We start from the raw sequence: 5,540 nt of genomic DNA, 5'->3' as shown, positions 1-5,540 counted from the left end.
AACCGGCCGTTGCGCGGGCCTCAGGCCGAGCGCGACACGGGCTCGGCATTCAGGTCATCGAAGCTGCGGCCGTTCTTGACGAGCTCGGCAAAGATCGGCTCGGGCGCCCAGAAGGCGCGATCGGGATGGTCGAAGCCCTCCATCGCGCGGCGCAGCGCTAGAAGTTTCATCACCCCGGCAAGATGCATGGGCCCGCCCCGCCAGCGCGGCATCTCGAGCGCATGCAGCGCCACCACGTCGATGTCGGAGGGGCGCAGCGCCATGCCCGAGGCCAGCATCCGCGCGCCCTCGTTCACCATCGCCCCCAGCACCCGCTTGCGGATGAGATCGGGCGGCATCGCCGCAGCCGACGGCCGCTCGGCGGAGAGCAGGGTCTTCAGCGCCGTGTCTTCGCGGGGCATCGACGGATCTCCGGTCCCCTCGTCCTCCCCCCTGCGCGCGGAACGCCCCCCGCGCCCTTCCCCGAGCAGCAGCGCCGACCAGTTGCGCGCCCCGTCCGCGCGCGGCTGCGTGGCAAGCTCCCTGAGCCCCATCCGGTCGCGTGCCTCGAAGGGCGGGCGGGTCCAGCCCCACTCGCGGAAGGCGCGGTCGATGTCGTAGGGGTTCTGCCCCGCGTCCACCAGCGCATCCGCCGCCCGCTGGCAGGCCGCCACCAGACGCGCGGCCATGGTTTCGCCGCGAGACGCCACCCGCACCGCGATCTTGCCCAGCGCCCGCACCAGCGCCTGCGCCGCGGCAAGCTCGGAGGCCGAAACGGCGGGTCCCGCCACCACCTCGACCAGCCGCGAGGCGGAGCCGGGCTGCGCGAACCGCAGGCCGAGCGCCTCGACCTCGCCCGCGCAGGCGACCGCGCGCACCGTGCCTTCGGGCACCGGAACGTGGCCCTGCCCCTGCGCCGCGAGCACGACCATGTCCACGTCCGCCGCCATGGACGCACTGTCGCCGACCTTGAGCCCGGCCATGCGATCCTGCGCCTGCTCGTCGGTCAGCGCGCCGCGTTTCACCGCTTCGGCGAAGGCGTCGCGCAACTGCGGCACACCGGTCAGGAACGCCTCGGGATCGCTTGTGCCCCAGCGCAGCTCGAGCCCGGCATTGAGCGCCGTGAAAACGAACTGCGCCGCAAGCCCGCCGCCACCCAGGACGGCAAGGCGGTGCAGCGCGGGACGGGCGGTGCCGCCCGGAAGGCCGAGCCGGCCGGCCATGCCCTCGGAGACGAAAGCGGCGCGCAAGGCGCGGGACTGGTCGGAGGCAAGGCAGGTCTCCTGCACATCCGCCTCGAAGGCGAGACCGGCCTCGAAGGGCAGCAGCATCGCCGCCTCGACCGCGGCGACAAGCTCGCGCGGGGCAATCTCGGGCTGGCGCGCGGCGGCGTCGCGACGGCGCGCGACCTCCTTCTGGTAGGCGGCGGGCTCGGCGAAGCCCTGGCGCATTTCCGAACAGCGGCGCGGCCCCTGCCCGGTCTCGAGCAGCTGGCGCACGAAGCCCTCGGTCGCCGCCCGCAGGTCGCCCTCGGCCACCGCGTCGAGCAGTCCGCGCGCGGGCGCACGGGAGGCGGCGAACATGCCCCCGCCAAGCAACATGTCGAGAGCGCCCTTCGCCCCGATCATCCGCGCCAGCCGCTGGGTACCGCCGGCGGCCGGGATCAGCCCCAGCCGGACCTCGGGAAAGCCGAGCCGGGCGGAGGAAAGCGCGATGCGGTAGTGTGCCGCCAGCGCCAGCTCGAGCCCGCCGCCAAGCGCGGTTCCGTGGATCGCAGCGACCACCGGAACCGGGAAGCCCTCGAGCCGGGCGCAGAGATCGACGACGGCAGGCCCCGCGGACGGCCTGCCGGGCTCGGCAAGATCGGCCCCCATCAGGACCACCGCCTTCAGCCCGGGCTCGGCCTCGGCGCGGTCCAGCGCGGCGCCCAAGCCCTCGCGCACCCTGCGCGACAGGGTGTTCACAGGGGGATTGGCGACGGCAAGCCAGGCGATGCCGTCTCCGAACCTATAGTCGACCGCGTCCCGCGCCTCTGGCATCTGCCTGCCCCCGCTTGCCGGCCGATCGGCCGTCACCACCGGTTTTCCGCGCTTTTCCGCGCGATTTTGCGGCATTAGACGGCAAACCGCCGGTCAAGGCAAGCAAGCTCCCGGCGCGGTGCGGGCCGGTCAGATCGGCATGTTGTCGAACTGGTCCTCGATTTCGCTGTCGCCATCGGGGCGCACCAGCGCCAGCGCGGAAGCGGGAACCTTTCCGCCACGCGCCTCGAGCTCCTCGACATGGCGTTCGAGATCCTCGAGCAGATCCTTGCAGACAGCCTCGTCCCCGCCGACCACCTTGATCTCGGATTCGAGTTGCTTGATGCGTGTTTTCAGGGCTTCGATCATGATAGTTTTCCTCCTCGTGAGCGGGCGGGAGGGCCCGCCCTAGGGTTTACGCCCCCCGGCACAGGCGGCGCAGAGAGGCGCATCAGGCAGGATGTCCAGCCGCGCCTCCGAAATGGCCTCCCCGCAGGTCAGGCAGTACCCGTACTCCCCCTCGTCCATGCGCCGCAGCGCCGCCTCGATCCGGCCGATTTCGGCCTGTCCGCTGGTTCCGAGGCTTTCCAGAACCTCGTCCCCCTCGCGTTCGGTGGCGCTTTCGTCCCAGTCACTGGGCTTGGGCTCGTCGAGCGAATCCTCGATCCCTTCGAGCCTCGTCTTCAGTTCCTCCAGCCGCTTCAGCAGCATAGCCTTGTGTTTGTCGTGCGACATAGTTGCACCTGCGACGCCTTTCTGAATCAAGAATGATACCGGGGAGCTCTCCCCGCAATGATTCAAGTCAACAGATCAACAGAACGAATCCTTGAATACATATTCACGTTTAGCTATATGAATGAGGAAACGGAGGATCACCGCCATGATGTCACCTGAAGTCACCGCATTTTTCGACGAAGCCACCAACACGATCTCTTACGTCGTGCGCGATCCGCAGGGATCGTCCTGCGCGGTGATCGACTCGGTTCTGGACTTCGACTACGCCTCCGGCCGCACCGACACGCGCTCGGCGGATGCCATCATCGCCTTTGTCCGGGACAAGGACTACAAGGTCGAATGGCTGCTCGAGAGCCACGTGCACGCCGACCACCTCTCGGCCGCGCCCTACATCCAGCGCGAGCTCGGCGGCAAGATCGGCATCGGCGACCGGATCAAGATCGTGCAGGACACCTTCGGCAAGGTGTTCAACGAGGGCACCGAGTTCCAGCGCGACGGCTCGCAGTTCGACCAGCTCTTCCAGGAGGGCGACAGCTTCCACATCGGCCAGCTGCGCGGCGACGTGCTGCACACGCCGGGCCATACGCCTGCCTGCCTGACCTACGTGATCGGCGACGCCGCCTTTGTCGGCGACACGCTCTTCATGCCCGACTTCGGCACCGCGCGCTGCGACTTCCCTGGCGGCTCGTCCGAGACGCTGTTTGCCTCGATCCAGAAGATCCTCGCCCTGCCGGACGAGACCCGGATCTTCGTCGGCCACGACTACAAGGCGCCCGGCCGCGACGAATACGCGTGGGAGACCACGGTGGGCGAGCAGAAGGCGCTCAACATCCACGTCGGCGCCGGAAAGTCGGCCGAAGAGTTCGTCAGGATGCGCGACGCGCGCGACGCGACGCTCGCCATGCCCAAGCTGATCATCCCGTCGCTGCAAGTGAACATGCGCGCGGGCCAGATGCCGCCCGCGGACGAGAAGGGCGACGTCTTCCTCAAGGTGCCGGTCAACAAGCTCTGACCGCCCGAACCTCTTACCGGTCCGGGCGATCCGGACCAGCGCCCTCGGCCAAGGCCGGGGGCGTGCAGTTTCCCTGACTGGACACAGGACACGTAACGACATGGAACAGGACTGGATCTGGGGCCTGATCGGCGGGCTGCTGATCGGCACCGGGGGCGCCGTCTACCTGCTTTTCAACGGGCGGATCATGGGCGCCTCTGGCATCATCGGCGGGCTCATAGACGGCTCGGCGGGCAACACGAAGTGGGAGCGCATCGTCTTCCTCGCGGGGGTCGTGCTCATGCCGGTGATCCTGCAACCGCTCTACCACGAGGTGGACCCGCACATCAGCGAGAACCTCGTGGTGCTGGTGATCGCGGGGCTGCTGGTCGGCGCGGGCACGCGGCTCGCCAACGGCTGCACCTCGGGACACGGGGTCTGCGGCATGTCGCGGCTCTCGGTCCGGGGCTTCGCTGCGACGCTCACCTACATCTTCGCGGGCGGGGTCGGCGTGCTTGTCTTCCGCCACCTGCTGGGAGTGATCTGACATGGCACGGCTTCTCTTCGCCCTGATCGCGGGCGGTCTCTTCGGCAGCGGTCTCTTCATCTCGGGGATGACCGACACCACCAAGGTGCAGGGCTGGCTCGACGTCTTCGGCGCCTGGGACCCGACGCTCGCCTTCGTCATGGGCGGCGCGATGATCCCCATGGCCATCGCCTGGCTGGTGGCCGCGCGGCTGCGCAATTCGGCCCTCGGTACGCCGCTGCCGCCGAAACCCTCGACGACCATCGACCGCAAGCTGATTCTCGGCTCGCTGCTGTTCGGGATCGGTTGGGGCCTCGCGGGTCTCTGCCCCGGCCCGGCCATCGCCTCGCTCAGTTTCGGGGGGCCCGGGCTCTGGATTTTCGTCGCCGCGATGCTGACGGGAATGGCCGTCGCGCCTTTCTTGCGAACCCGTCTGGACAAACCCGTGGCCGCGGAGTGATGTAACCGCCATGGCTATCATCGAACTCACCCCCGGCTATTCCGTCTCGCCGCAGATCGCGGTCGAAGAGGTGCCCGCCATCGCGGCGGCGGGCATTTCGCTTGTCATCTGCAACCGTCCTGACGACGAGGTCCCGCCCCCGCTGCAACGCAAGGCGCTGGAGACCGCGGTGCGCGACGCGGGGATGGATTTCGTCTACATCCCCGTGGTCAACGGCGGGCTGACGCTCGATCAGGTGGCCGAGCAGGCCTCGGCCATCGGCGCGGCGGAGGGCCCGGTGCTGGCCTACTGCCGGTCCGGCACGCGCAGCTCGATCGTCTGGGCCATGGCGAACGCCGGCGCGATCGACACCGACACGATCATCGCGACCGGCGCCAAGGCAGGCTACGACCTCGGCGGACTGCGCCCGACGCTCGACGCTCTGGCGGCGCAGAAGGGCTAAGGCGCCTCCGCATGGTTTTCCTGCGCCCGCTTGTCGGGCGCAGCGCATTTCCGGCGTGGTTCTCGAGCTGCGTCTCAGCTTTCCTCGACATCGAGCGGCGCGGCCGAGAAATCGAAGTCGAAATCGCCCGCCTCTGCCTCGGCAGGCTCGGCGTCGAAGCTGAAATCCCCCGTATCGAACTCCATCGGCGGCAGGTCCGGCAGATCCTCGGTCATTTCCGAGGCCGAGAACTCGGGCTCCGGGTCCGGCTCGGGCTCCGGGCGGGACACGGCGGCGGCGGCGAGCTCCACCATGCCGCCCGGCTCGAGCTCGGACACCTCCCTCATGGGCGCGGAGACGTTGCCCGCGCCCTGGGGCCAGCTCAGCCGCACCGCCCGCATGCCGTTCAT

General features: G+C 69.1%; 7 protein-coding genes and 1 pseudogene. 4 read left to right on the top strand and 4 right to left on the bottom strand.

Annotated elements, in window-relative coordinates; genetic code table 11:
• Nucleotides 1-20: 20 nt before the first annotated feature.
• From HC022_RS18205 to HC022_RS18195, 3 genes are all read right to left on the bottom strand, one after another.
• Entirely contained in the window at nt 21-2,018 is a 1,998-nt protein-coding gene (locus HC022_RS18205) for an enoyl-CoA hydratase-related protein (RefSeq protein WP_254885167.1), read from the bottom strand.
• Nucleotides 2,019-2,147: 129 nt separating this feature from the next.
• The gene (locus HC022_RS18200; RefSeq protein ID WP_008884597.1) at nt 2,148-2,366 is read right to left on the bottom strand and encodes a hypothetical protein; all 219 of its coding nucleotides are present in this window, start codon (nt 2,364-2,366) and stop codon (nt 2,148-2,150) included.
• A 39-nt stretch (nt 2,367-2,405) separates the two neighbouring features.
• Complete coding sequence (locus tag HC022_RS18195; protein ID WP_040383834.1) at nt 2,406-2,732, bottom strand: TraR/DksA family transcriptional regulator; 327 nt, start codon at nt 2,730-2,732, stop codon at nt 2,406-2,408.
• A 148-nt stretch (nt 2,733-2,880) separates the two neighbouring features.
• Here HC022_RS18195 and HC022_RS18190 point away from each other — a divergent pair, with 148 nt between their 5' ends.
• From HC022_RS18190 to HC022_RS18175, 4 genes are all read left to right on the top strand, one after another.
• On the top strand, nt 2,881-3,744 hold the full coding sequence (locus tag HC022_RS18190; RefSeq protein WP_089954853.1) for an MBL fold metallo-hydrolase: 864 nt from the start codon (nt 2,881-2,883) through the stop codon (nt 3,742-3,744).
• Nucleotides 3,745-3,844: 100 nt separating this feature from the next.
• Complete coding sequence (locus tag HC022_RS18185) at nt 3,845-4,270, top strand: YeeE/YedE family protein (protein WP_089954780.1); 426 nt, start codon at nt 3,845-3,847, stop codon at nt 4,268-4,270.
• A 1-nt stretch (nt 4,271) separates the two neighbouring features.
• Nucleotides 4,272-4,709, top strand: coding sequence for a DUF6691 family protein (locus tag HC022_RS18180; protein ID WP_167453370.1), 438 nt, complete (start codon nt 4,272-4,274; stop codon nt 4,707-4,709).
• Nucleotides 4,710-4,719: 10 nt separating this feature from the next.
• A complete protein-coding gene (locus tag HC022_RS18175; RefSeq protein ID WP_008884427.1) occupies nt 4,720-5,151 on the top strand; it encodes a TIGR01244 family sulfur transferase in 432 nt (143 codons plus the stop codon).
• Nucleotides 5,152-5,225: 74 nt separating this feature from the next.
• Here HC022_RS18175 and HC022_RS18170 read toward each other — a convergent pair.
• Nucleotides 5,226-5,540: pseudogene (locus HC022_RS18170) on the bottom strand (flagellar motor switch protein FliM); the annotation flags it as partial.

Source organism: Salipiger sp. HF18 (assembly GCF_011806505.1).
Classification (GTDB): domain Bacteria; phylum Pseudomonadota; class Alphaproteobacteria; order Rhodobacterales; family Rhodobacteraceae; genus Salipiger; species Salipiger thiooxidans.
Note: the sequence above shows the minus strand (reverse complement) of the source record. Positions and strands in the feature narration are given on the sequence as shown.

Bases quoted from the DNA above. Each gene is read 5' to 3' on its own strand.
- HC022_RS18205 (WP_254885167.1), bottom strand. From the start codon at position 2,018: ATGCCAGAGGCGCGGGACGCGGTCGACTATAGGTTCGGAGACGGCATC.
- HC022_RS18200 (WP_008884597.1), bottom strand. From the start codon at position 2,366: ATGATCGAAGCCCTGAAAACACGCATCAAGCAACTCGAATCCGAGATC.
- HC022_RS18195 (WP_040383834.1), bottom strand. From the start codon at position 2,732: ATGTCGCACGACAAACACAAGGCTATGCTGCTGAAGCGGCTGGAGGAA.
- HC022_RS18190 (WP_089954853.1), top strand. From the start codon at position 2,881: ATGTCACCTGAAGTCACCGCATTTTTCGACGAAGCCACCAACACGATC.
- HC022_RS18185 (WP_089954780.1), top strand. From the start codon at position 3,845: ATGGAACAGGACTGGATCTGGGGCCTGATCGGCGGGCTGCTGATCGGC.
- HC022_RS18180 (WP_167453370.1), top strand. From the start codon at position 4,272: ATGGCACGGCTTCTCTTCGCCCTGATCGCGGGCGGTCTCTTCGGCAGC.
- HC022_RS18175 (WP_008884427.1), top strand. From the start codon at position 4,720: ATGGCTATCATCGAACTCACCCCCGGCTATTCCGTCTCGCCGCAGATC.